Below are 23,262 nucleotides of genomic sequence, written 5' to 3'. Positions count from 1 at the left end.
ACTTCCGAAAGGAGGTGAAAGCATGGACATCATTGAGGAACTGTGCAGGATGCAGCAGCGTCTTGCGCAGATGCAGGCGCAGGGGATCGTAGCGGACGTCAGTTACGACGCGGTGATGCTGAACACGAAAACCTTTAATTCGCTGTTCGGCGTCCGCAAGTTTGAGTCCGAAGACGGCTGTAGTTGGATCGACTACAACGGCACGAGATTCATAACGCTTGCAGAATGACAAAAGCCGCCCGCAAGGGCGGCCTACATGGAGCGCGGCCTGGCAGAGGGAAACTGGCAACGCCGCCGCGAAAGGGTAACGGAAACCTACAAGGAGCTGGGCAGCTCGGCGGCGGCGCTTTGTGTGGCTTATATTGCGAATAACGCCGTAGACGGCTACGCGGTGATCGGCTCGTCGAACCTGCGCCAGCTTAAGGATACGATGACACCCGCGGACATGATCATCAGCCAAAGGGTGATTGAGCAGATCGAAAAACTGTAATTCCCAAGGAGGTTTACCGGCCGGCATGCGGCTTAGTGGATTTAAAATTGATACAAGCGGTAACCTATCCAGCGTGGACACGCACCTTATGCCTGTAACGGGGCCCTGCAGCAGTTGCTACTGCTGCAGGGCTTTTTGCCATATGTGCATGTTTGTTGCTGATAAACTGGTTTTTATGACGTAGGCGGTAGGATCAAGCCTTTTATGTCGCTTGTATTCTTGGTCGATCATGCTATAATAAATAAAGCATGAAAACGGGTTGGCGCAGCGGATGCGTGGTTTTAAGCAGGGGGATATGTTTAATGCGTAAAGGGGGAAGGGAATGGAACGACGAAAAAAGCGGTGGACGGCTTTTGCTGCATGCTCCCTGCTCCTTGCAGTACTGGCCGGGTGCGGTTCTGCGCAAAATATCGTATTTGACAATAACACGGAAGAGCATGAACCGGAAATCAGGCTGACGATGTTCGGCTATAAGTATGAGGCGCTCAACGTCGCGGCGATCGAGGATACGCTCCACAGCTATATGGATGCGTACCCGGGGGTTTCGATATCGTATGATGGGATCAAGGGAACGGAATATTTTTCGGTGCTGGAAAAAAGGATTGCGACAGGCAACGGCGACGATATTTTCATGGTAGACCATGAACGGGTATTGGAGCTTGGCCGGCAGGGGAAGCTGGCGGACCTCTCCGGGCTGTCCACGCTGGATGATTTCAGCGACCTGGCGAAAAGCCAGATGTATGCAGACGGGACGGTCGATTATGTACCCACTTCGATTTCCGCCTTCGGCCTGTACTGCAACACGGACCTTTTAAAGGCGCACCATCAAAAGGTGCCGGAAAATTTGGAAGAGCTCGAGGCGGTTTGCAATTATTTCGTGTCCGAAGGGATTACGCCGATCGTCGCCAATAACGATATTTCCCTCAAGACCGTCGCGATCGCCAGGGCGCTGTTCCCGATTTACCGGGAGGGGGATGCGGCGGAAAGGATCGGGGCGTTTAACGACGGCAGCTCGGATTTGGCAGAGGCGCTCCGGCCGGGGTTTGCGCTGGTAGAACAGATGGTAAAGCGCGGCTGGGTCGATCCGGGGACGGCATTAAATACGGAAAAAACAAAAGACGACCTCGTGCAGTTTGCTGAAGGGGGACAACCATTCATGCTGACCGGGGCATGGGCGGTAACGCGCCTGCGGGACTTGCAGCCGGCGTTTGCGTTTGAGGTACGCCCTTATCCGATTTTTGAGGATGGCAGCGTACTGGTCATCAATGTGGATACCCGGGTAAGCGTCAATGCAGACAGCCCGCACCTTGAGGAAGCAAAGCAGTTTGTGGAATACATGACCCACAAAGACGTTATGTGGGAATTTGTGGAGAGCCAAAGCTCCTTCAGCCCATTGAAGGAAAACCGGTTGGCGGGGGACCGGGCGATCCAGTCGATCGGCCCGTATTTGACAAACGGGCGCAGCGTGCTTGGGTCGGATGATAATTTAAAATATCCGATTTGGGATATTACGCGGCAATGCATTGTCGGGATGCTGGAGGGCGACGGTACGCAAGCGGCGGTCTCTCAGATGCGAGGCTTGCTAAGTGCGTGGAAGTCCGCGGAGATTGAGGGGAACATCCAATGAATTTCAAGCGAAAGTGGAAAGTGATCCTCCCGGTGCTCCTGTCGGCGGCCGTCATCCTGGCAGGGGGGCTGTATTATATTAGCAGCGTGCAGGACGCGCTGTGGAACCGCACGGTACTGGATATCCTGGAGGTCACCGCGCAGGGACGCCATGCGCTGGATACCTACATGGAAAAGGATATGGAAACGCTGCATTTGCTCTCCGCCGACTTGGGCGAGGAAAGCTCCCAGGACAGGGAGGTGCTGCACGAGAGGATACGGCAATATGACAAAAATGGGGCGTCCTATATTTGCGTGGATTTGGACGACGGTATCGTTTACACCAATTTGCTGGACAAAGGGCACGCGCTCGGGGCGGAACAGCTTGATATTTTCCGTAAGCTGGAAGGCAAAGGCATGCGTCAACCGTTTTTAGATGGCCGTTCGGGCGTATGGACGATAGGCTGTTATGAGCGCTTTTCCTTTGCCGACGGGAAACAGGGCTATGTACAGAAAACACAGCCGCTTGCGGAGCTTGCCGACCGTTTTTCACTGTCGTTTTATAACAACACCGGCTTTTCCTATGTCGTGGACCAGGCGGGCGATATCCTGATCCGCTCCCAGCACCGCAACAGCAACCGGACGTTCCAAAACCTGTTTGATATCATCGATTTGCAGGGGAACGACGCCCGCCAGGTCGATACTTTCCGGGAAGCGCTTCAAACCGGCAAGCGGGGGGTGGCTCGTTTCCGGTATCAAAACGAAGATTATGTATTTTGTTATGTGCCGCTGGAAAACGCAGCCGGCTGGTATGTCGTGTCCATTATCCCAAACTGCGTGATCATGGAGCAGGCGAATGACATTGTGCAGCATTCACGGGCGATGATGGTTTGTATTTTAGCCAGCGTCTTCGTGCTGACGGCTTTTGTCCTGGTGTACCGGCGTTCCATGCGCCGTGTGCTTTGGGCGGAAGAGGAGGCGCGGAAAGCGGCCGAAAGCGCAAATATCGCCAAGAGCCGTTTCCTTTCCAACATGTCCCATGATATCCGCACGCCCATGAACGCAATTATCGGGATGACCAAGCTGGCTGCCGACCATGCTAACGAACCGGAAAAGGTGCGGGGGTATCTGAAGAACATAGGCTTATCCAGCCAGCTTCTCGTAGGGCTGATCAACGACATCCTGGACATGTCCAAGATTGAAAGCGGCAAAATGACGCTGTGCAACGAGGCCAATTCCCTCGTTACACTCACGACAGAAATATCCAATATCATCCAACCGGCCGCGTGGCAAAAAGGGCAGCGTTTTACAATCCGCCTGCACGATGTGGAGCACGAGACGCTTTGCTTTGACATGCTCCGTCTCAATCAGGTGCTGCTCAACCTGCTGTCGAACGCCGTGAAATACACGCCGGAGGGCGGTGCCATCAACGCAGACATTACCGAAAGCGCATCCACCCGCGAAGGGTATGCGCACTTTACCTTCCGCGTGGAGGACAACGGTATCGGGATGCAGCCGGAGTTCCTTAAAGATATTTTTCATGCCTTTACCCGCGAGCAGGACAGCCGGGTCAACAAGACCGAGGGCACGGGGCTTGGTATGGCGATTACAAAAATGATCGTCGATATGATGGAAGGGACGGTTGCCGTGGAAAGCGAGCCTTCCAAGGGCACGGCCTTTACCGTGGATCTTGACCTCCAGCTCGCGCCGGATGGAGCGCCCCAGGCGCTATCGCTGCCGCCGATGCGTATTTTAGTCGTGTGTGACGACACCGCGACCTGCCGCTCGGCAGCAGGATTTTTAAACTCCCTGGGAGCGTATGCGGATATAGCCTGCTGTGGCGCGGATGCGATACGGATGCTAGCGGCAGCTGTACAAAACGGGCAGCGATATGACGCGATCCTGACAGATTGGGAGCTGCCGGACATGGACGGCTTGCAAGCACTGCAGGCGTTCCGCGCGCAAGGCGGGGAAAAGCCGCCAGCCCTCATTGTCGCCACCTATGACTGGGCGCGGATTGCGCCCAAAGCAGTAGGGGCGGGGGCGGACGGGTTCCTGGCAAAACCGTTCTTCCGGTCGACGCTGTACCAGTGCATGCGGCAATATGTCCTGCATGACGCCTTGCCCACGGAAGAACAGGATCGTACGGTCAACCTTGCCGGGAAACGGATTTTAATAGCGGAGGATAACGCGCTGAACCAGGAGATTGCTAAGGAACTCCTGGAGAACGTCGGCGCCCAGGTCGAAGTGGCTGGCAACGGGCAAGAATGCGTCGGCCGGTTTGCGCACGCCGCACCGGGCTATTTTGACCTCATCCTGATGGACGTCCATATGCCCGTGATGGACGGTTATGAAGCAACGCGCAGGATCAGGCGCCTGCCGCGGCCGGACGCGGCGCAAATCCCCATCTTCGCTATGACGGCGGATGCGTTTGCGGAGGATATTAAGGCGGCCAGGGCGGCCGGTATGGATAGCCACCTGGCAAAACCGCTCAACATCCCGGCGATGCTGCAGGAAATCCAAAGGTTTTTAGACGCAGACCACTAACGGGTAAGCGGTTCCCGGCCAGCGAAAACACAGGCATGGCCGGTGGGCGCAATGCGCCGTAAAAATACAGACAAGCCCCGCCGTGAACCTACGGCGGGGCTTTTGTGTTATAAGGCGCGGTAATGCGGGATGATGTCCTCGTAATGGCCGTCTTTCATCAGGAAGCCGTTGGGGATTACGCCGAGCTGGATAAAACCGAGCTTTTTGTAGAGACGCAAAGCGGGGGCGTTGGTTTTGACGACTGCGTTGAACTGCAGGATTTTAAACCCCAGCCCCTTGGCGGTCTGCATGCAGTGCCGCACCAGCTTTTCACCGATCCGCTGGCCGCGCAGGCCGGGCTTGACCGCGTAACTGGCGTTGCAGATATGCCCGCACCGGCCGACGTTATTGGGATGTAGGATATACATGCCGACGATTTCGCCACCCGCCTGGTCAAACGCGACGCCGGTGTAGGACTGCCCGGAAAAGAACTGTTCCCCAGACTGCGGCGATAATACATCCATTTGCGGGAACGCCACCCCATCCTCCACAACGCTGTTCCAAATCCGGATTGCCTCCGGGATATCCTGATCCGTATATTCCCTGATGCCGATATCCATTTCCAATCTCCTTTACGTCAAAGTAACTTGCGGTATCAGTGTAATCCTGCGGACAGGGGATGTCAATTCGTTATCCTGATGATTTTGCAAAAACGCCTGTAAAATTTCCTCCCCATAAGGGTGGCGCTACGGGGCTGGCACTTTTATGCAGGGAAGCGGTTCCGGTTGTCGGATTATACGGCGTATGTTACAATTGAAAAAACTATGCAAGGCCGAGGACGGCTGCGCCCAGGCATGATGCAAAAATGATGGGGAACGGATGCATAATGGCAGCGGAGGGAAGTACATGAACCATATTCTCATTGCAGAAGACGAGGCGCCGATCGCGAACCTGCTGCAAACGGCGCTGTCCGGCGCCGGATACCGCTGCACCTGGGCGCAGGACGGCGCACATGCTGCAGACCTGCTGGAGTCCCAGCCGTTCGACCTTGCGCTACTGGATATTATGCTTCCACAAGCCGACGGCTACGAGCTGTTGGAATACTGCCGCACGCTGGATGTGCCGGTCATTTTCCTTACGGCCAAGGGCGGTTTGGAGGATCGGGTACGCGGCCTGCGGCTCGGTGCGGAGGATTACATCACAAAACCGTTTGAACTGATGGAGCTGCTGGCGCGGGTGGAAACCGTGCTGCGCAGGTGCGGGAAAACGGGGCGGATCATCAGCCTGCCGCCCGATATTGAAATTGATACCGCGTCCCATGTCGTAAAGCGGGCGGGCGCGCCGGTGGCCTTGACGGCAAAGGAATACGACCTGCTGCTGTTGTTCGCGCAAAACAAAAACATCGCGCTGTATCGCGACCGCATTTACGAGCGGGTGTGGGGCGATGCGTATATGGGCGACAGCCGTACCGTCGACCTGCATATCCAGCGTATGCGCAAAAAATTGGGGCTGGAAAACAGGCTGGTTGCGGTATACAAAGTGGGATACCGACTGGAGGTATAATTGTGCGCCTGTTCTGGAAGCTGTTTTGCAGCACGGTGGTCATCACCTCGCTGGCCTGCGGGGCGGGCGGCTTTTACCTGATCGACTCGCAATTCCGCACGGGCTTGGAGCGTGAGGTTACGGCGGTATATGAAGAAAACGATTTGCTTCGATATACGCTCGGCCGGGAACTGGCGAATAAATATTTGCTGGACCAGGGCGAGATTACCCGCGCGGCGGACAACCTTAAAATTACAACCGGACACGGCGTGATTGCTTTCCGCCTAAGCGGCGGCAATGGCGAGCGCGTTTCCGGCAGCGGCGTAATCCCCGTAGACGCCTCGGCGGTCGGTAAACTGCCGGATGGGAAAAAGGGCTGGGAACTGGTGCCAATCCAGGGGCGCTTTTACCTGCACGCGGTCAGCCCGCTTGTCCTGACATCGGGAACGCTATATCTGGAAAATTGCCGGGACGTATCCTCTTTGTTCGTCATGCGGCAAGAGCAGTACCGCACTTTCCTATATCTGATGGGAGGGCTGATCCTCGCCACGGCGCTGACATCGCTGCTGCTGACTGCCCTGATGCTGCGCCCTTTGCGTCGCTTATCCAATGCTAGCCGCCGCATGGCCGCAGGGCAGCTTCATCAGCGCGTCCGCGTAGATAGCGATGACGAGCTTGGCCACCTGTCCGCCGACTTCAATACGATGACGGAGCAACTGGAAGCGCAGGTATACCAGCTTCGGGAAGCGGCGCAGCGGCAGGAGGAATTTTTAAACAGTTTTGCGCATGAGACCAAAACGCCGCTGACCTCGATCATCGGGTATGCAGACCTGCTGCGCTCCCGCGCGGTCATGCCGGAACAGGTGCAGCAGAGCGCGGATTATATTTTTAGCGAGGGGCGGCGCCTGGAGGCGCTCTCCCGCAAGCTGATGGATATGATTGTGCTGGAAAAGCAGGATTTTGTACTGCATGCTGTGCCCATGGAAGGCTTTTTGACCCGTGTGGCCGGGGCGATGAAGCCTGTGCTGGGCGGGCAAAATATCCGCCTGCTGCTCCGGGCGGAACCCGCGGCAATCCCGATAGAGCCGGATTTAATTGAAACCGTGTGCCTCAACCTGCTGGATAACGCGCGGAAAGCGATGGAAACCGGCGGCGTCATCCTGCTTGAGGGGAAGCTGCAGCCGGGCGGCTACTGTATCAGCGTCATCGACAACGGCAAGGGTATCCCGCCGGAGGAGCTGGACCGTATTACGGACGCCTTTTATATGGTTGACAAATCCCGATCCCGGGCACAAGGCGGCGCAGGGCTGGGGCTTGCGGTGTGCCGCCGTATCGTTGCAATTCACGGCGGACAACTCCGCTTTGCCAGCGAGCTGGGCAAGGGGACACGGGTCAGTGTATTTTTGAAGGGGGAAGCAGCGGATGAAACGGATCAATAAATGGCTGCTTCCTGTGCTGACCTGCCTGCTGGCCTTGTCGGCCGCCGTGTTCCCGCAACAGGTTTCCCACCTTCGCGACCAGGCGCTGTTCAGCCAGGTGCATGCGGACGAACTGCTTGTTGACAGCGGGTTCCCCGGGATGGATACCGATTTGCAAAACCGCATCGCCCTGATATGCCGTAGCTGGTATCCGGAGTCAACGGTGGTTACCGCCGTACAGGAAATAAGGCCGGGCACGGGCGAGGCCAACCCCCATGAGGCCATGGAGGCGGCAATTGCCAATTTGACGGATGCCGGCGTTTTACCGCGGGAGTTGCTGGAAAACGGCTGGGCGGTCAGCGCAGCAGAGCGTGTCATCTATCAGGACGGCGCGACGGGGAGCGGGGCCAGTTTCTTAAACATTTCCTGCATATATGGGAATGGGAAATCGAATTTTTGGTGTATGGTTGATGAAAAGACAGGAAAGGTCTGCCAGTTTGTGTTTATGGACCCGCATATGGGCAAATATGCGCTCCCGCTGCAACAGGCCGGCGAAAAATACTTTGCATCCCTTGGGTTTGAACCTGCAGAACCGGCTGTTGTGCAAGAAGCCGGCAATAGCCTATGGTACCAGCTCTCCGGCGAGCCGCCGGTGTGGTATTCCCTGACCTATACAGAAGATATGATGCATATGCTGCTGATCCTGCCGGATAGTGTATGGAGTAACAATACCGCGGCGACTAACGCTGTTAAGGTTAGGTAGCAATAAAAAAAGATGCTGGTTTGATGCAAAAATGCAGCGGGATTGATGGAATTGCAGTATACCATTAGGGATAGGAAAACAAGGAAAAGGAAGTGACCCTATGGCCTATACCGGATTTACTGCGGCTTCGCGCCCGCAGAAGAAAAAACGCAGCCCCTTTCCCGTATTGATAATTTTGCTGTCTGCGACGCTGCTGGCCGGCGGTTTTCTCGCCGGCCGGTCATGGACGCCGGCGCCTGTATCCAACGTACACGCATTCACGGCACCGGTGCAAGCTTCTGCAAAACCGGATACCGGGGATTGGAAACTGCTGCTGGTCAATGGACGCCACCCGCTGCCTGATGGTTTTGCGGAGCCGGAATTGACCAAGCTGCGCAATGGACAACACATCGACAGCCGGGTATATCCGGCGCTGCAGAAGATGATGGACGCCGCCCGGGAAGAGGGATTAAAGCCGCTGATCTGCTCGTCGTTCCGGCCGGCGGAAAAACAGGCCGCCCTGTATGAAAAGAAGGTACGGTCCTATCTTGCGGAAGGTTACGGCAGGCAGGCTGCGGAGGAACAGGCCGCACAATGGGTAGCGCGGCCGGGCACAAGCGAACACCAGTCCGGACTCGCCGTGGATATCGTTGCGGAGGATTACCAGCTCCTGGATGAAGCGCAACAGCATACCGCGGTTCAGAAATGGCTGATGGCGCACTGCGCGGAATATGGATTTATCCTGCGGTACCCTACGGATAAAAGCGAACTGACCGGCGTCGGCTTCGAGCCTTGGCATTACCGGTTTGTCGGGCGGGAAGCGGCGCAGGAAATCATGGAAAAGGGGATTTGCTTGGAAGAATACCTCGGCGCGTCCTAACGGGAGCCCATAAGAAACGCTACACAGGCCCCCGCCTTCCCGCACGGAAGGCGGGGGCCTGTCATTGGGGGGCGGTCGTCCCTTTCAATAATATTTTCCTTGACGGATGCTGTGAATCCGGTATAATAGGATTAAATGAATGGTTCAGTCAGGGAGGGCGGTTGCATGGAAAACCGGCTGCATATGATTTTTGACGCCGCAAGCGCGTTGTTCATCAATAAAGGCTATGTCAGGACGCAGATGAAGGACATTGCGAAGCAAATCGGCCTTTCCACCGGAATGCTTTACGTGTATTTTAAAGGCAAAAAAGAGCTGTTGGATTTTATACTGAAAGGCACGATCGACCGCGAATTTATCGGCCGCGATTTTTCATATCCGATTACGGAGGAACTGTTTTGGGGATTGGAAGACGAGGTAATAGCGGTTTTGGAGGAAAGCTGCCGCGGCTTTGGCGCGCCGCTGGAGAGGCAGGCGCGGGGCTATCCATTTTGTCAAATGGTCTCTGATGCATTTGACACGATTGCGCGCTATGGAACAGGCTGCCTGATCCTGGAGAAGAACATCGGGGACATGGGCAAGCTTGGCGCGTATTATCAGGAATACCGAAAAAAGTTTTTCGGACAAATGCTGGCGTATATCAGGCTGTATGAAACCCTTGGGGAGATCCGGGCAATCAAATATCCGGAACTGACTACACAGCTTATGATAGAAACATTGGCCTGGTGGGGCATGCATGCGATGCACGATGCGTTTGAAGTACAAAAGGATATCCCGCTGGATGCCGCCAAAGAGGTCTGTCTGGACAACCTGCTCAGCGCATACCGGCGAAACGGGTAAAGCATACGGGGCGCAGTCCCCGTATCTTTTTGCAGCAAAATTAAATGAACAGTTCAATTATTGCAGAGGAGGGTACTGGCATGGCGAGAAGGAACGATATCGACAACCTGAGGTGGATGGGGATTTTGCTGTTATTTCCGTATCACACATTTACGCTATATAATAACTGGGGGGAGGACTATTATGTCCGTCTTGCGGAATCGGGACCGCTTAGCCTGCTGGTGAAGATATGCCAGCCATGGTTTATGCCGCTGCTGTTTGCCCTCGCGGGAATCAGTATGGTCTATTCGCTGGAAAAGCGCACGCCGGCACAGTATGTGAAGGAACGGGTTTCCAAACTGCTTATACCGCTGCTGGCGGGCATTGTCCTGGTGGCGCCGTCCCTGACGTATTTTGCAGAACGCTTTCACAACGGCTATACGGGCGGCTATTTTGCGCAGTACCGCCTGTTCTTTACGATAACGGACTTGGTGGGATATCATGGGGGCTTTACCCCGGTGCACCTCTGGTTCCTGGCCTACCTGTTTGTGATTTCCCTTGCGGCGCTTCCCTTGGTGCTTGTATGGAGGAAAAGGCGGGGGAAGGCCTTCCGCGGCCTTTTACCGGTGTATCTGCTGTTTGCCGCCGTCTGGCTGGCGGATGCTATCCTGAATTTGAACGGTAAAAGCCTGGGCAGGTATTTCGCCCTTTTTACCCTGGGGGCGACGGTACTGTCGAGTGAAACGGTGCAGCAGGGGCTGGAAGCGAAACGGCGGCAATTGTGCGTGCTGTGGGGCGCGGCAACGCTGCTGCTGTGCGCTTCGCCGGCGGGGCTGATCCATGACGGGCTGTTCCAGATGGCGGGCTGGTTTGGGATACTGGCGCTGTTAGGGCTTGGCAGGCGGTACCTGGATTTTTATAACGCGCTTAGTGCTTATTTCATAAAAGCGTCCTTTCCGATCTATATTTTCCACCTGCCGTGGATCGTATTGCTGGCCTTCTATATCGGCCCGCGTGTCCGCAGCGTTGCCGGGCAGCTTGCACTGATCTTGCCGCTGGGTTTTATACTGACGCTCTTAAGCTATGAAGCCGCGAGAAGGGTTCCCGTGCTGCGGAAGCTGTTCGCGATCGCCCCCAAATGACCGCCTTCCCATTCGTAAGGCATTTTTGCAATAAATTTTCGTTATTCCCAGAACAATCCGGCTTGCCGTATCGTGTTATCTATGAAAGGAGATGGTCACTGTGAATCACACACTTCGCTCGGATGCGTTTTTGTGCGACGCGATGGAGCGCTTTGGCGATGCGGTATTCCGCCTTGCCATGTGCCAGATGCGGTCGCACGCGGACGCGGAGGATGTGTTCCAGGAAGTCTTTCTCCGGCTGCTTCGCGATACGACCGATTTCACCAGTGGCGGGCATTTAAAGGCCTGGCTGCTACGCGTAACGCTCAGCCGGTGCAGGGACTTGCGGCGGAGCGCATGGTATAAGCGGACGGCGCCGCTGGAAGGGCTGCCAGAGGCCGCGATGCCGGAAAATGACGCGTGTGCCGAGTTGTGGAACGCGGTTGCGGCGCTGCCGGACGACCTGCGCGCCCCGGTCTATCTGCATTATGTAGAAGGCTATACGACCGGGGAGATTGCCGGGATGGTCGGCTGCCGTGCGGCGACCGTGCGTACGAGGCTGTACCGCGCACGCAAACATTTGAAACTCGAGTTGGAGGGAAACGACGATGAACAACCGGAAAGATTTTCAGAAGCTGCAGGACGTAAAGGCGCCTTCTGAATGGAAGGAACGGACGCTTGCCGCCGCGCGGGCGCTGCGGCAGGAAGGGGAAGCCGGAGGATCGCAAAAAAGGCCTGCGCCGCGCCATAGGTTTTCGTGGGTGCGGCGGTCGCTGGCAGCCGCCTGCGCGCTGGCCGTGGTGCTTGGCGGCGTGAAGCTGCTTTCGCCGGAGGGGACGGATACGCGCTCCCCGGTGGATGCGCTTGCGCATTCATTCGGCTTGGTCGCCTACGCGGCGGAGACCAGGGAAATGATCGAGCCGCAGGGCAGCCGCATTGTGTTCGACAGCGGCGCGGGTTCAGACGATCCGGAAAATGGTTTCTTTTCCGGCTGCCTGTTCCGTATTACCGGCGACAACATCAAGTCGGTCAGCGCTTCCATCGACAAGGGCGGGCTGTACCGTGCCAGTACAATTCCCATTGCGGAAAAAGATATTACAGCCATGCTTGGCCGCACCGATTCCAGGACGGAAGGCGCATCGCAGGTTATGGTATACGGGGACGGCCCGTCGGAAGAGGTGGATACCTGGTATGCAGACCTGTGCTTTAAGCTGGAAAGCAGTTTTACAGAAGCATATGACCCGGACATAAGCTACGGGCTATGGGCGCCGGCCAAAACAGGGCAGAACCCGTCGGACGATATGCAGGCCGCATGGCATGGGCAAATCGATCAATTTGACGGCGCAACCATGACCGTCACGGTTACCTTTACCGACGACACGACGCAGACGCAGACCCTGCACCTCAAAACCGGCAAGCTGGCCGTCAGTTATGAAGAAGGCCGCCAAGGCCCCCGGCTGACCGGAGAGGTTACCACCGACCCATCGGCACCCTATATATATGGGGTTTATGGCGAAATCGAATGATGGCGAAGCAGATGCAGGTATTTTCAATATAACCCATTGGAAGGCCGGGCAGGGGGGCTCCCCTGCCCGGCCTTCCGGCGCCGATCCGCCGTCACGGTTTACCAAGTTAATCCAGCCATATACTAGCAGAAATATTGTAGATTCCCTTTTTTCTGATAGCATATCGTGTTACAATGGTATGTAACTGGGGGAGGTGCGGCCATGCTTGTCCATATCCGCAAACTGCTTTACGCAATGGAAAATAACGCGATGCTTAGCGCGATTAAAAAGGGGTTCCTGCTTGTCATCCCGGTGGTGCTGACAGGCTCCTTTGCGCTGCTCTTGCTGAATTTCCCCGTGCCCGCATACCAGGGCTTCCTTGCTGCATTTTCCGGAGGTATGCTGTCCCGGCTACTGACGTTTATGATCGACTCGACCACGGGTTTTATTTCCCTTTACCTGACCCTCTCAATCAGCTATTTTTATTCCGCATCCTTTGCGGGGAAGAATTTGTCCCTGCGGATGATGTCTATGGTCGCGGCGTGCGCCTGCTTTATCGCTTCCTTCGGCGGAGAGGGAGGGGCGTTGACGCTATCCTGTTTCGGGACGATCGGCGTGTTTACCGCAATCGTATGCTCCATCCTGGCAACGCGCCTGTTTTTCCTGCTTGATTTGTTTATTTACCGGCGGTACCGTTCCTATGCCGCCGGGAACGATATCCATTTCCGCAGCTCTATCACTGCTATTTTCCCAATGGCGGTCTGTGTAACGCTGTTTGCAGTGGCGAACCTTCTGTTGCAGCAGGCCTTCCATGTCGGTAACCTGAACGACCTGATCAGCGGCGTGCTGTTCCGTGCATTCGGCGGCCTGCAGCATGAGCCTGAAAACGGCATTGTCTTCCTAGTACTGCTCGATTTTTTGTGGGTGTTTGGTATCCACGGCGGCAATGCGCTCGACCCAGTAGCGCAGACGGTTTTTGCCGGCGGTGCCTCTTCAACGGTGATTACGAAGTCCTTTTTGGACAATTTTGCGGTAATCGGCGGCAGCGGTTCCACGCTGTGCCTGCTCCTGGCGCTGCTGCTGGTGTCGCGCCAGAAGAACAACCGGCAGCTTGCCTATTCCGCGGCGCCGCTGGCGCTTTTTAATATTAACGAAATCCTGGTCTTTGGCCTCCCGATCGTGTTGAACCCGGTCTATATCGTGCCGTTTATCCTGACGCCGGTGATGTCCATGCTTTTGGCATACGGGGCGGTTGCGGCAGGTTGGATGCCTGTTGTGCAGCAATCGGTAAACTGGACGACGCCGGTATTTTTCAGCGGGTATCTGGCGACCGGTTCTTGGAAAGGCGTCATCGTACAATTGGCCGCTGTGGTTTTGGGCACGCTGCTCTATATCCCATTTGTCCGTTTGTCGGAGCGCTTGCAGGAAGGACGGGAGGATTTTTTACTCCAGGAACTGACGGAGCATTTCCGCCGGCATGAGCAAAATGCACAGCGTCCGCGTTATCTGGATCGGAACGATAGCCTCGGCATTATCGCCAAAGGTGTGGTCGGCCAACTTCGCACGGATATAAGCGCAGGCCGGATACCGGTGTTTTACCAGCCCCAGGTGGATATAAACGGCAAGGTAAACGGGGCTGAAGCCCTGCTGCGCTGGCAGTACGACCAAAAAACGCTTTACCCCCCGCTGGTTATTTCCCTGGCACAGGAAGATGGGTGCTATGAAAAGCTGACATGGTGCATTCTGGACACGGTCTGCCGGGATATTTTGGCCATCCGGCAGCAAATAGATCCCCAAATCCATATTGCCGCAAACATTGTCGCCCAACAGCTCAACGATCCGGATTGGACGGAACGCTTGATCCAGCTTGCCAAAGGGTACGATGTGTGTGAAAACCTCGTGCTTGAAGTGACGGAAGAAACTTCGCTGACCAACCTGCCCAATATTACAGCAAATATCGACCGCCTGAACGGGGATGGTATCCGTCTGGCAATCGACGATTTCAGCATGGGACAGACCTCTCTGAACTACCTGCGCAGCAACCGGTTCCATTACGTCAAGCTGGATGGGAGCCTGGTGCGCCAGGTACAGGAAAACAGGCGCTCCTATGATATTGCGGGGTCTATTATCTCGCTGGGGCGCAACCTTGGGTTTACGGTCATTGCAGAGTGCGTAGAGAACGAAGCGCTCCGCAGTACCTTGCTGGAATTAGGTTGCACGGTATTCCAGGGGTACCTGTATAGCCCGGCGATCCCGCTGCGTGAGCTGCTGTTCTACCGTCCTGTGCAGCAAGGTACGGATACGCAATAACCGCAAAGAGCCGTCCCGGCGGGGCGGCTCTTTTTGCACTCCGCGCGTCTGCCGGCAGCATAGCGGCTTCATAAAATTGATGATAGTTTCCGGCAGAAACCAGTTGACCCTCACGCTGCGTGATATTGTAAGATAAAGATAGGCGGACAAGGCAAAGCGCTGCATGTGATAGCGGACAGAAAATGGAGGCGGATGGGTTGAGGACAATCAAAGAGGTCGCAGGGCTGACAGGGATCAGCGTGCGCACATTACAGTATTATGATGAGATCGGGGTGTTTAAACCGACCAAGGTCACAGACGCGGGATACCGGCTATATGATGACGCGTCTTTGTATGTCCTGCAGCAGGTGCTGTTTTTTAAAGAGCTGGATTTTCCGCTTAAGGACATCAAAAGGATCATGGAAGATCCGGGATTTGACAAATTGCAAGCCTTTAAGGAGCAAAAGGCTTTGCTGACGGCAAAGCGTGACAGGCTGGACAGGCTGCTGGATTTGCTTGGTAAACTGGAAAGGGGCGAGGCCTGCATGGGCTTTCAGGCGTTTAATTTGGACGGGTATTATCAGATCATGGAACAGTTTAAAAATGAGAATGCGGAGGCCGTCATCAAACAATGGGGCAGTTTGGAGGCGTTCGATGCGCTCCTCCGGCGGATGAAGGATCACGAGGACACGCTGATAGAGTCTGCGATCCGTTACCACGGGAGCGTCGAGCAATATGTTGCGGATATGAAGGAAAATCTGAGCCATTTTTCAGAAAATATTGAAAAGATGGAACGGATCAAAGAGAAGGGGTATGTCGAAAAGAACCAGGAGCTGATGGAAGAATTGCTGCAGGATGTTTCAAAGGACGCCCATTCACAGGAAATACAGGGGATTATTGATGAAATGATGCACCTGCTTGATGATCAGGACCGCCCGGCCATGAAAATAGGCGAAAACTACTGGACGGTACTGACCGACGGGTATCTCCATAACGCGGATATAATAAAAGCCATGGATGCGCGGTATGGGGCGGGGGCGTCAAGGTTTATCGGGGAGGCGCTTCGGTATTATTGGCAGGGTCGGCAACCGGACGATATCAAAATGCGTTAAGCAGCCGCTGCATCCGAGCCGGGGATACGGACGCCCGGCATAAAATAAAGCAAGGGGAAGCCCCCGGCCGGCATCACACCGGCCGGGGGCTTTCCCCTGCGTTGCTTCGTTTATAAAAATGGTCGATAGAAAAACAGATATTCGAGCACAGCGGACAAAACCAACGTGACACCGTAAACCGCACGATGACGGGCTTTGTGGCCGAACCACAGGCCAATCAAAAGCAAACTGATAAGGTCAAACAGGAACTGGAACAAAAAAGTTTTTTGGTTTGCCAAGTAGACACCGACGCCTAACGTTTCTGCGGCCAGCCCGCCTGCCGGAAGCGCGTACAGCACGCTGCTATACCGTTTGCCGTTATTCCACGCATATAAAACATAGCAAACCAGCCCGCAGACGGCGGATAAGGCGGCATACAGGATAAATAGGTTGGTTTTGAACCCGCCGTTATCAAACCGGGCGGAAAATAGGCCGAATGCGTATTGCAATACATAAAAGCTGAGGCTCATGGAGAATAAATAAAGGGACACGTTCAGCCCGGCGTTCCGGTTGGAAGAACTGAAGTAAGTAAGCAGGGTTGCGGATACAATCCAAAAGCCAAAAAGCGTTGCAATGGAGCCCCATCCCCATATGGTGTCAGAAGGGAGGAGGTCTGTAAGCCTTGTGATCAGGCCGGCAAACAGCCCGATTACAAAAACGGCGGCATAGGAACCCGCGGCGTGTTGGAATTTAAAACGGGGGCGGACATTCACAAGCAGGGTCCTCCATATCTGAATAAAAGTGGTTTCTGCTATTTTAATATGCCGAGAGGGGAAATGCAAGGCATATGGGACAGCGTTCATAAATATTAATAATTTCCGCTTTAAAAAATTATACCGTGGATACGGCGGCTGCATCAATAACGGACAGCCATGGGCGCATAAGTTTGCTGCAGGGGGTGAGCTTATGGGAAAAACGCCGTTGCGGGGATGCAGCGCGATGGAGCTGCCGGACGGCACGGTCGTGCCGGTAAGGGATTACGATGGGAACCTGCTGATGGATCAGGCACAGTGGGAGGCTTACAGTGCACAGATGCTGCAAAATGTCGGGCGCGGGATCGAGCTCCTGCTCCGGGCGCATCCGGAACGCAGGGCGGCTTTTGGCATTGCGGAGGGGCAGACGCATGCGGTTTTGTCCCTCCGTGATATTTTGGGCATCTCCAAAACCCCCGGCAATGCAAAAGACGGCGGGACGTGCGGGGACGGCTAGGTATTTTACGCAATATTCACCATTTGTTGAAAGCTTGTTTACAACAGCCCATGGCCGTTTTGTTATACTGGCTACATACAAGGAGCAGTTGTTCCCCCTCCTTTTCAGATATTCCCCTACCCAAATAGGCACCCGCCTGCAAGGCAACGCTTGCAGGCGGGTGTTCCTTTGTTTGCACCACATACATCTCCCTGCGTACAGGCTCCGGCTGCGCGATATAAATTTACGCATCCATGAAACGGCCCGGATGTATGGACAGGCCGTGCATACGGTAAAATAATGCTATGAATTTACGAGATGGAGGGCGTTGGATGGAATACCAGATAATCACGCGCAGTCAAATTGCAGGCTTTGAAACTTTCTTGCGGGCGGAGGAGCGAAGCGAGGGTACCATTGAAAAATACCTGCGGGATGTAAAAGCTTTTGCTGCGTGGCTTTGCGGGAAGGGCGTTGACAAAGCCGCTGTAACGGAATGGAAAGCAGCTCTATGCGACAAGGGATATGCGCCGGTAACGGTCAATTCCATGCTTGCTGCGGTGCACTGCTTTTTTGCATATGCCGGCTGGAAAGAATGCAACGTCAAGTATCTGCGCGTGCAGCGGCGCTTGTTCCGCGACGCAAAGCAGGAGCTGACCCGTGAGGAATACAGCCTGTTGCTCGCGACCGCGCGGAAACGCGGACAGGACAGGCTTGCGCTGCTCATGGAAACCATTTGCGCGACCGGCATCCGGGTGAGCGAGGTAAAATATATCACCGTGGAAGCGGCACAAAGGGGACGTGCGGAAATCTCGCTGAAAGGAAAGGTGCGCACGATTATCCTACCCGCCAAGCTGTGCCGAAAGCTGCTGAAATATGTGAAGCAAAATAAAATCGCCCCCGGCGGGATTTTTCTCACCAGGAGCGGAAACGGCTTGTCACGGCGGCAGATTTGGACGGAAATGAAACGGCTGTGCAAATATGCGGGCGTCGGCCTGTCCAAGGTTTTTCCGCACAACCTGCGCCATTTGTTTGCCGTATCCTATTACCGGGCGTGCAGGGATATCGCGCGGCTTGCAGATGTCCTGGGGCATTCTTCGATCGAGACCACCCGCATTTATCTCATTACGTCATTCAAAGAACAGGCGCAGCAGCTTGATCAGCTGGGGCTTATATCGTAGACAAAATCAACATTTCGACGCAAAAGCCGCGAAGATATGGCGCTTGTGTCTACATATTCTGTAAAAATTATAGCATGTGCCGCGCTGGAAAACAAGCTGTTTCCTAAATTACGGCGCACCAATCCAAGGCCGGGCGGAAGCGTTTTTCAGCGGCCTTGGATTGGTGCGCGCATATGCTTAAAACCTACATATAAGTCTGGTAAGGCAACCATTTTACCGTGCAGTTAAGTTATTTTGTGCAATGCGGCTGTATACAAAATGTTGATTTTGACTACTACGGTAAAATGGGAGGGATATTGCTTTGCTGGTAAAATTGTCTTTGCTCGATGTGCTGGCCTATAGGACGGGCTGCAGTTACCTGTCCGACCTCAGGCACATGAAGGCGCAGGAACCGTTGCTCCTGGTGCGAGCCTTGGAGGCCATTGCATACCAAGACGCGTCTTTGGCGGAATGGAACGATGCGTTACGCTACCTAGCTGGTGAAGAAGCCGTGCAAGATGCGGCGGAAGCGCGCCAAAGGTTGCTGGCTGCGATCAGGCGCGCTGTAAGTGATGGATAATGGGAAGCGGTTTACCGGTGAGCCAACGGGGCGCCGCCTTTTCCTCCGGCAGCGTACATATCAGCGTGGCTGGCAAGGATAAAAGGAAGCCTCCCGAATATGCCATGACCCGGGAGGCTTCTTCTTGGAAAACATATATAAATCAGATTAATACAGCCCCAGGAGACGTTTTGCTGTATACTTTTGCCCACCAGGATTTTATAACGCAGTGCCTTCCTTTGGCACAAAAAGCTTGTCCATATTTGCCTTTTCCAGCTTTAGCAGCCCTACTTTCTTTGTGATGCCGCCGGCATAACCGGTCAAGCTGCCATTGGCGCCAACGACCCTATGGCAGGGGATGATGATGGAAATTGCATTGTGCCCCACAGCACCCCCGACGGCCTGTGCTGATATGCTTCCAAGGCCGTATCCCTTGGCCACGCGGCCTGCAATTTCGCCATAGGTCACGGTTTGCCCGTAGGGGATTTCCAGCAGGGCTTTCCAGACGCATTGCCGTAAGGCAGAACCATGCATGCGCAAGGGCGGCGTAAACCTTGGGATATCCCCTCCGAAATAGATATCCAACCAGCGTTTTGTTTGTTGGAATATGGGGAGTTCTGCGCTTTTCCATTCCTTTGGCAGTATGTCCGGGAAATATTTCTGGCCGTCAAACCACAGCCCGAGCAGCGCTTCACCGTCGCTCCCCAGCGTAATGCCGCCAAGCGGCGATGCATAATGATTGATATATTGCATATTTTCCCTCCTGCCTGGTGCACATGTTGCGGGCTGGTGCAAATTTGCAGGCGCCCCCCATACGATATCTTTATTTTATCACATGAACTTGGATGGTTCACGATAAAATCCAGGAAACAGCAAAAAGCCCCGCCGGAGCGGGGCTTGGGGAGATAAGATAAAAATACCGGGATCATAGGGCTTAGGCCATATCGTCGCGCAGCGCGTCGATAATGTTTTCCTTACGAATTTTGCCGACGGCGTACAGCATCGTAATGAATATCACCAGGAACACACCGAGTATGCTGATACCGATGCTGCCCCACGGCAGCGTAAAACCGACCTGGCCAGTGACCATACTGCTGTGGATAAACCAAGCGCAAACCACGGCCAGGGGAAGCCCGTAAAGCAATGCCTTGACGCCGTAGAATACACACTCAAAGCACATCATTTTGTTAAAATCGCGGTCGGACATCCCTACCGAACGGAGCATGGCGAGTTCGCGGCGGCGCAGCTTGATATTCGTAGAGATCGTATTAAATACATTGGCGACTGCAATCAGCGAGATCATTAGGATAAACGTATAGGCAAACAGGTTTGCAACGAAGATATAACTGCGGTTTTCCTCGAGCAGTTCGGAGGTGTTGAGCAGCAAATAGGCAGAGGAGACCCCTGCGTCCTGAATAACTGTTTTGATGGCAGCCATCGACTGCGGTGGGTCGCTTGACTGGAAGGTGAACCCCTTGACCCTGGTATCTACCAGCCCGTTTGGAGGGATGAACTCCCCTATGCGTGAATAAGGGAGCATTACCTGTAAAAAGTATGGCTGCTGGGGGACGTTTGCCGTAGATGGGGGCGTATCAGGCGGGACCGTTTCAACACAGGTGATATTTGCGTTTTGCGCCGCCGCCATATTCAGTTCCCCGTTTGTGTGGGGGATGAGGGTTACATCCGCAGAATTGTTGGCAAACAAGTCGGGAAGCCCATGCATCCCTTCCGCCTGGTTTGCGCGGTCTTGGATTTTGGCAACGGCGATTATTTTTGCGTTTTGTCCCGTATACTCCTCGGCAGGAAGGCCAAGCCCGCCAAGGATTCCCAGATAGGTGTTATCGTCGAGGAATTGGGCTACCATGGACAGTTCTGCCACGTCCGCCTGGCGTGTCCCTGCGGTTTCCCAGTAGGCGTTTGAAAGCGCATCCGCGGGCACGGCGCAGGTATACTCCAGATCGGCCTGGTATGAGCTTTGGGTGACGCCCTCCACGGTTTTGAGCCGGTTGTACAGCGCCAGCATTTCACCGTTGTCCATATCCTGCACGCCGAACCCGATGTCATAATCGGTGACCACGTCCGCCTGTTCCGACATGCGCTTTAAATCCATGACCAGGGCGCTGGTAGAGAGAAACAGTACGATGCTTAAAATAAGCGAAAGGATAATGTTGCGATACCGTTTTTTGTCCCGCTTAAAGTTTTTCAGCGCAAGAACCCCTTCCAGGCCGTAAATGCGCTGTGCCAGCCGCGGCGTTTTAATGGCTTTGGGTTCCACCTTTATTGCATTTGTCTGGCGGATACATTCCATCACCGGCGTGCCGGCAGCTTTCTTGGCGGGGATATAAGCGGAAATCAGGATCGTAACCAAGCTGATCACCGCCGCGCCTAAAATGGCAGAAACGGATAGGTGCAAGGTTAAGGGAACGCCGAAATGGAAGATCGTACTGAAGTTGTTGGCCGCAAAGGCGATTACAAGCCCGATACTGCCGAGGCCCGCAAGCACGCCGAACGGGATGCCGACGATACCGATGCAAAGCCCTTCAAAGAGCACGGAGTTCCGCAACTGCTTTGCCGTGGCGCCTACGGATGCAAGGAGGCCGATTTGCCGCATCCGTTCGTTTAGCGAGATGCTGAACGAATTATAGATCAGAAGAATAGACCCGATCATGATAATGGCGATGACAATGCCGCCGAACGCATATAAAAGCGCATTGAATACCTTGTCGGCGGGATCGTCGGATAGCCCCATGATACGCAGGACGTCATGGTTCAGCAGGTACGCATGGGCGCCTGCCGCGCTCATCGCGTAAGCATGGACCCTGCGCGGGTTTTTCAGCGTAACGAATACGCTGAGGCTGTCCATGGCGGCTGCGCCGTCCGACCTTGTAATCATGGTATACCCAGGGGCGGCGTCCCCTTCAAAAACCGGCGTCGCGCAAATCCCCACAATTGTGTATGCCTTCACCTCTTGCGGCACAAATGTTTCCACCCCAGGGGTGTACGGGTCGCCTTGGCCAAGTTCCCTGTCCCCGTATACACGGTCGCCCACGGAAAAGGAAACCGTATCGCCCACTGCGTAGGACACGCCGCCTTCCGCTGCGGCGCGTCCTGAGACAAGAAGCTCCCCGCTGTTTTCAGGGAGCCTGCCGGAAAGCAGCGTGATGGGCAGGGTATCAAAGGTTTTTTCATGAAACCCGGCGATAAAGAGATAGGGCTTGTCAGGGGCGTCTCCGTCTGAAAGCGGCGCATAGCCTATGTTCTCAAAGGTTGCCGTGCCGGCTACCGCCTCGTTGTCCGCCTGTTCCTGTGCGAAAGCGGGATCGGCATCCAAAAACGCGACGTGCCAATCGCCGTATTTCTGCGCCGCGCCCTGCGCCATATAGTGCAGCAGGGAAACCCCGAAGGTGATGACGGCCGTAATCATAGCGGCCGACAGGATCACGCCGACGATTGTGACAGCCGTGCGGGTACGGTTTTTCCGCAAGCTTTGCAGCGCGACTTTGTGAAAAATATTCATGGCCGCACCACCCGGTCGTCCCGCACCACCTTGCCGTCCGCGATGCCGATGATACGGTCGGCCTGCAGGGCGATGTTTTCATCATGCGTCACAACGATTAGCGTCTGCCCGTATTTTTTGTTGCTGCGTTTGAGCAGGTTGACGATTTCATGCCCGTTCCGGCTATCCAGGCTCCCTGTGGGTTCATCGGCCAGCATGACGGCCGGGGCGTTCATTAGTGCGCGGCCGATGGAAACGCGCTGCTGCTGCCCGCCCGAAAGCTGGTTGGGCAGATGCGTCCTGCGGTCTTGCAAGCCGAGCAGCTCCAGCAGTTCGTTTAACCGTTCCTCGTTGACTTTCCGCTTGTCCATCAGGATCGGCAAGGTTATGTTTTCCACCACATCCAGCGTGGGGATGAGGTTATGGAACTGATAAATCAGCCCGACCTGCCGCCGGCGGAAAATCGCCAGCTTTTCGTTGCCCTGCGCGTAAACGTCTTGCCCGTCCAGATAGACCTTGCCGCTGGTCGGAATGTCCACGCCGCCGATTATGTGCAGCAACGTGGATTTACCGGAACCGGAAGAGCCGATGATCGCGGTGAACTCGCCCTTTTCGATGGCCAGCGAAACATGGTCGAGCGCGGTCACTTGGCTCTCACCCTTGCCGTATACCTTACATAGGTTTTCAATTCTCAATAGCTCCATTTTGTAGTCCTCCTTTTGCGTTGGCCGGCTACTTATTATAATAGAGCCTTAAACCATACAGCACGGTGACTTT

At 55.0% G+C, this 23,262-nt stretch carries 22 protein-coding genes; 17 read left to right on the top strand and 5 right to left on the bottom strand.

What is annotated here, in order from left to right:
- The first annotated feature begins 22 nt into the window (after positions 1 to 22).
- From CZ203_RS02525 to CZ203_RS02510, 4 genes are all read left to right on the top strand, one after another.
- Entirely contained in the window at positions 23 to 229 is a 207-nt protein-coding gene (locus tag CZ203_RS02525; RefSeq protein WP_087064585.1) for a hypothetical protein, read from the top strand.
- A 27-nt stretch (positions 230 to 256) separates the two neighbouring features.
- A complete protein-coding gene (locus tag CZ203_RS02520; protein ID WP_087064582.1) occupies positions 257 to 490 on the top strand; it encodes an aldo/keto reductase in 234 nt (77 codons plus the stop codon).
- 322 nt (positions 491 to 812) lie between these two features.
- On the top strand, positions 813 to 2,117 hold the full coding sequence (locus CZ203_RS02515; RefSeq protein WP_087064580.1) for an ABC transporter substrate-binding protein: 1,305 nt from the start codon (positions 813 to 815) through the stop codon (positions 2,115 to 2,117).
- Entirely contained in the window at positions 2,114 to 4,642 is a 2,529-nt protein-coding gene (locus tag CZ203_RS02510) for a response regulator (protein ID WP_087064579.1), read from the top strand. Before CZ203_RS02515 ends, CZ203_RS02510 begins: the two co-directional genes overlap by 4 nt.
- Positions 4,643 to 4,749: 107 nt before the next feature.
- Here the strand turns inward: CZ203_RS02510 and CZ203_RS02505 are convergent, their stop codons facing one another.
- Positions 4,750 to 5,241, bottom strand: a complete 492-nt coding sequence (locus CZ203_RS02505; protein WP_087064566.1) for a GNAT family N-acetyltransferase — start codon at positions 5,239 to 5,241, stop codon at positions 4,750 to 4,752.
- Positions 5,242 to 5,527: 286 nt separating this feature from the next.
- On the opposite strand from CZ203_RS02505, the gene CZ203_RS02500 reads away from it, so the two are divergent.
- The 10 genes from CZ203_RS02500 to CZ203_RS02455 all read left to right on the top strand — a co-directional run bounded on the left by CZ203_RS02500 (position 5,528) and on the right by CZ203_RS02455 (position 16,046).
- Positions 5,528 to 6,184, top strand: a complete 657-nt coding sequence (locus CZ203_RS02500; protein ID WP_087064564.1) for a response regulator transcription factor — start codon at positions 5,528 to 5,530, stop codon at positions 6,182 to 6,184.
- 2 nt (positions 6,185 to 6,186) lie between these two features.
- The gene (locus tag CZ203_RS02495; protein WP_087064563.1) at positions 6,187 to 7,602 is read left to right on the top strand and encodes a sensor histidine kinase; all 1,416 of its coding nucleotides are present in this window, start codon (positions 6,187 to 6,189) and stop codon (positions 7,600 to 7,602) included.
- Positions 7,586 to 8,344, top strand: a complete 759-nt coding sequence (locus tag CZ203_RS02490; protein WP_087064561.1) for a hypothetical protein — start codon at positions 7,586 to 7,588, stop codon at positions 8,342 to 8,344. The genes CZ203_RS02495 and CZ203_RS02490 overlap by 17 nt, the downstream gene beginning before the upstream one ends.
- Before the next feature lie 100 nt (positions 8,345 to 8,444).
- Positions 8,445 to 9,203, top strand: a complete 759-nt coding sequence (locus CZ203_RS02485; RefSeq protein WP_087064559.1) for a M15 family metallopeptidase — start codon at positions 8,445 to 8,447, stop codon at positions 9,201 to 9,203.
- 165 nt (positions 9,204 to 9,368) lie between these two features.
- Positions 9,369 to 10,040, top strand: a complete 672-nt coding sequence (locus CZ203_RS02480; RefSeq protein WP_087064557.1) for a TetR/AcrR family transcriptional regulator — start codon at positions 9,369 to 9,371, stop codon at positions 10,038 to 10,040.
- A gap of 80 nt (positions 10,041 to 10,120) precedes the next feature.
- Positions 10,121 to 11,161, top strand: coding sequence for an acyltransferase family protein (locus CZ203_RS02475; RefSeq protein ID WP_159456324.1), 1,041 nt, complete (start codon positions 10,121 to 10,123; stop codon positions 11,159 to 11,161).
- A 100-nt stretch (positions 11,162 to 11,261) separates the two neighbouring features.
- Positions 11,262 to 11,801, top strand: a complete 540-nt coding sequence (locus CZ203_RS02470; protein WP_087064553.1) for an RNA polymerase sigma factor — start codon at positions 11,262 to 11,264, stop codon at positions 11,799 to 11,801.
- Positions 11,749 to 12,666 (top strand): hypothetical protein, encoded by a 918-nt coding sequence (locus CZ203_RS02465; RefSeq protein ID WP_087064551.1) that lies wholly within the window; start codon positions 11,749 to 11,751, stop codon positions 12,664 to 12,666. The genes CZ203_RS02470 and CZ203_RS02465 overlap by 53 nt, the downstream gene beginning before the upstream one ends.
- A gap of 201 nt (positions 12,667 to 12,867) precedes the next feature.
- Positions 12,868 to 14,955 (top strand): PTS sugar transporter subunit IIC/EAL domain-containing protein, encoded by a 2,088-nt coding sequence (locus CZ203_RS02460; RefSeq protein ID WP_087064549.1) that lies wholly within the window; start codon positions 12,868 to 12,870, stop codon positions 14,953 to 14,955.
- A gap of 197 nt (positions 14,956 to 15,152) precedes the next feature.
- Positions 15,153 to 16,046, top strand: coding sequence for a MerR family transcriptional regulator (locus CZ203_RS02455; RefSeq protein ID WP_087064547.1), 894 nt, complete (start codon positions 15,153 to 15,155; stop codon positions 16,044 to 16,046).
- Positions 16,047 to 16,156: 110 nt separating this feature from the next.
- Here CZ203_RS02455 and CZ203_RS02450 read toward each other — a convergent pair whose 3' ends face one another.
- On the bottom strand, positions 16,157 to 16,798 hold the full coding sequence (locus CZ203_RS02450; RefSeq protein ID WP_087064545.1) for a hypothetical protein: 642 nt from the start codon (positions 16,796 to 16,798) through the stop codon (positions 16,157 to 16,159).
- Positions 16,799 to 16,991: 193 nt separating this feature from the next.
- Here CZ203_RS02450 and CZ203_RS02445 point away from each other — a divergent pair, with 193 nt between their 5' ends.
- From CZ203_RS02445 to CZ203_RS02435, 3 genes are all read left to right on the top strand, one after another.
- The gene (locus CZ203_RS02445; RefSeq protein WP_087064544.1) at positions 16,992 to 17,294 is read left to right on the top strand and encodes a hypothetical protein; all 303 of its coding nucleotides are present in this window, start codon (positions 16,992 to 16,994) and stop codon (positions 17,292 to 17,294) included.
- 311 nt (positions 17,295 to 17,605) lie between these two features.
- Positions 17,606 to 18,451, top strand: coding sequence for a tyrosine-type recombinase/integrase (locus CZ203_RS02440; RefSeq protein WP_087064542.1), 846 nt, complete (start codon positions 17,606 to 17,608; stop codon positions 18,449 to 18,451).
- Between the two features lie 301 nt (positions 18,452 to 18,752).
- The gene (locus CZ203_RS02435; protein ID WP_087064540.1) at positions 18,753 to 19,010 is read left to right on the top strand and encodes a hypothetical protein; all 258 of its coding nucleotides are present in this window, start codon (positions 18,753 to 18,755) and stop codon (positions 19,008 to 19,010) included.
- 198 nt (positions 19,011 to 19,208) lie between these two features.
- On the opposite strand, the gene CZ203_RS02430 is transcribed toward CZ203_RS02435, so the two are convergent.
- The 3 genes from CZ203_RS02430 to CZ203_RS02420 all read right to left on the bottom strand — a co-directional run bounded on the left by CZ203_RS02430 (position 19,209) and on the right by CZ203_RS02420 (position 23,189).
- Complete coding sequence (locus CZ203_RS02430) at positions 19,209 to 19,742, bottom strand: methylated-DNA--[protein]-cysteine S-methyltransferase (RefSeq protein WP_087064538.1); 534 nt, start codon at positions 19,740 to 19,742, stop codon at positions 19,209 to 19,211.
- A 181-nt stretch (positions 19,743 to 19,923) separates the two neighbouring features.
- Positions 19,924 to 22,506 carry an ABC transporter permease gene (locus CZ203_RS02425; RefSeq protein WP_087064536.1) on the bottom strand — a complete coding sequence of 861 codons (2,583 nt, stop codon included), beginning with the start codon at positions 22,504 to 22,506 and terminating at the stop codon, positions 19,924 to 19,926.
- Positions 22,503 to 23,189, bottom strand: a complete 687-nt coding sequence (locus CZ203_RS02420; RefSeq protein WP_087064534.1) for an ABC transporter ATP-binding protein — start codon at positions 23,187 to 23,189, stop codon at positions 22,503 to 22,505. The genes CZ203_RS02425 and CZ203_RS02420 overlap by 4 nt, the downstream gene beginning before the upstream one ends.
- Positions 23,190 to 23,262 lie beyond the last annotated feature (73 nt).

It is taken from the genome of Intestinibacillus massiliensis (assembly GCF_900155735.1).
Taxonomy (GTDB): domain Bacteria; phylum Bacillota; class Clostridia; order Oscillospirales; family Butyricicoccaceae; genus Intestinibacillus; species Intestinibacillus massiliensis.
This window is presented reverse-complemented; position numbering and strand designations above follow the sequence as displayed.

Coding starts and splice junctions, on each gene's coding strand:
- CZ203_RS02425 (WP_087064536.1), bottom strand. CDS start 22,506: ATGAATATTTTTCACAAAGTCGCGCTGCAAAGCTTGCGGAAAAACCGT.
- CZ203_RS02525 (WP_087064585.1), top strand. CDS start 23: ATGGACATCATTGAGGAACTGTGCAGGATGCAGCAGCGTCTTGCGCAG.
- CZ203_RS02480 (WP_087064557.1), top strand. CDS start 9,369: ATGGAAAACCGGCTGCATATGATTTTTGACGCCGCAAGCGCGTTGTTC.
- CZ203_RS02485 (WP_087064559.1), top strand. CDS start 8,445: ATGGCCTATACCGGATTTACTGCGGCTTCGCGCCCGCAGAAGAAAAAA.
- CZ203_RS02465 (WP_087064551.1), top strand. CDS start 11,749: ATGAACAACCGGAAAGATTTTCAGAAGCTGCAGGACGTAAAGGCGCCT.
- CZ203_RS02505 (WP_087064566.1), bottom strand. CDS start 5,241: ATGGATATCGGCATCAGGGAATATACGGATCAGGATATCCCGGAGGCA.
- CZ203_RS02440 (WP_087064542.1), top strand. CDS start 17,606: ATGGAATACCAGATAATCACGCGCAGTCAAATTGCAGGCTTTGAAACT.
- CZ203_RS02475 (WP_159456324.1), top strand. CDS start 10,121: ATGGCGAGAAGGAACGATATCGACAACCTGAGGTGGATGGGGATTTTG.
- CZ203_RS02515 (WP_087064580.1), top strand. CDS start 813: ATGGAACGACGAAAAAAGCGGTGGACGGCTTTTGCTGCATGCTCCCTG.
- CZ203_RS02500 (WP_087064564.1), top strand. CDS start 5,528: ATGAACCATATTCTCATTGCAGAAGACGAGGCGCCGATCGCGAACCTG.
- CZ203_RS02510 (WP_087064579.1), top strand. CDS start 2,114: ATGAATTTCAAGCGAAAGTGGAAAGTGATCCTCCCGGTGCTCCTGTCG.
- CZ203_RS02490 (WP_087064561.1), top strand. CDS start 7,586: ATGAAACGGATCAATAAATGGCTGCTTCCTGTGCTGACCTGCCTGCTG.
- CZ203_RS02430 (WP_087064538.1), bottom strand. CDS start 19,742: ATGCAATATATCAATCATTATGCATCGCCGCTTGGCGGCATTACGCTG.
- CZ203_RS02460 (WP_087064549.1), top strand. CDS start 12,868: ATGCTTGTCCATATCCGCAAACTGCTTTACGCAATGGAAAATAACGCG.
- CZ203_RS02520 (WP_087064582.1), top strand. CDS start 257: ATGGAGCGCGGCCTGGCAGAGGGAAACTGGCAACGCCGCCGCGAAAGG.
- CZ203_RS02445 (WP_087064544.1), top strand. CDS start 16,992: ATGGGAAAAACGCCGTTGCGGGGATGCAGCGCGATGGAGCTGCCGGAC.
- CZ203_RS02420 (WP_087064534.1), bottom strand. CDS start 23,189: ATGGAGCTATTGAGAATTGAAAACCTATGTAAGGTATACGGCAAGGGT.